The 764-nt window shown below is 46.6% G+C and carries 2 protein-coding genes; both read right to left on the minus strand.

All coding sequences use genetic code 11. From position 1 onward, the window contains the following. Positions 1 to 338 (minus strand): hypothetical protein (locus JMI89_RS11780; protein ID WP_220680182.1); only part of this gene is annotated, 338 nt, incomplete at its 3' end. An 18-nt stretch (positions 339 to 356) separates the two neighbouring features. After that, positions 357 to 764: hypothetical protein (locus JMI89_RS11785; RefSeq protein ID WP_220680183.1), on the minus strand; the 408-nt coding region annotated here is incomplete at its 5' end.

The raw sequence follows: 764 nt of genomic DNA on the forward strand, positions 1-764 counted from the left end.
TCAGTCAGGCTATAACGGAAATACGGCGAGCCTTCACTCACCGGTTGGCGCTCAAGTAACCCTAACTCGGCAAAAAGCGGTAAACGGATAGCTAACTCCTCTCGGTTGATGTTATAGTAGCGTACAGATCTAGGGGGGATGTTCCCTTCATCCAATGTCGGGTCGTCAATATACGGGAACCGAACATGGCCAGCTAAATAACATATCGCCCGATTGCCGGTTTCGTTCATTCGATCATATTCCGCTTGTAACCTTTCTTTCAGTGAACCATCAAAATCGGTACAACCCAATAAGCCGCATGCCAAGACTACGGCGCTGATTAATTGACCATATTTCATCGGTATTCTCCTTTGCCATTAATATTGGCCTATTGCTAGCCGGCCAATACCACCGGCATTATAGTAAGCACCGTCTTTTTTGATGACTCGACCTGACCCTTTATAAGTCTTACCTTCATAATGCTTGATAGTTTTCTGAAATAAGGCCAATAACCGATCATCCCTTGCCCATTCCGGCACATTTTCTAGTTGATTATCATAACGAATTTCCGTAAAAACATATTCTCCACCGGCCGCTCTGACATCCTCAATATCGGTTACCTTTAATATCACCCGGCGACCATAACAGAAATAGGCTTTATCATCCAAATCACGCGATACCCCCGCTGGCCCTTGACCGGGCCAAAAGTAAAGGGCTTTTTGCCCTTCCTCAGTCAGGCTATAACGGAAATACGGCGAGCCCTCACTCACCGGTTGGCGCTCAAG

Source organism: Frischella sp. Ac48, from assembly GCF_019641635.1.
Classification (GTDB): Bacteria; Pseudomonadota; Gammaproteobacteria; order Enterobacterales; family Orbaceae; genus Frischella; species Frischella japonica.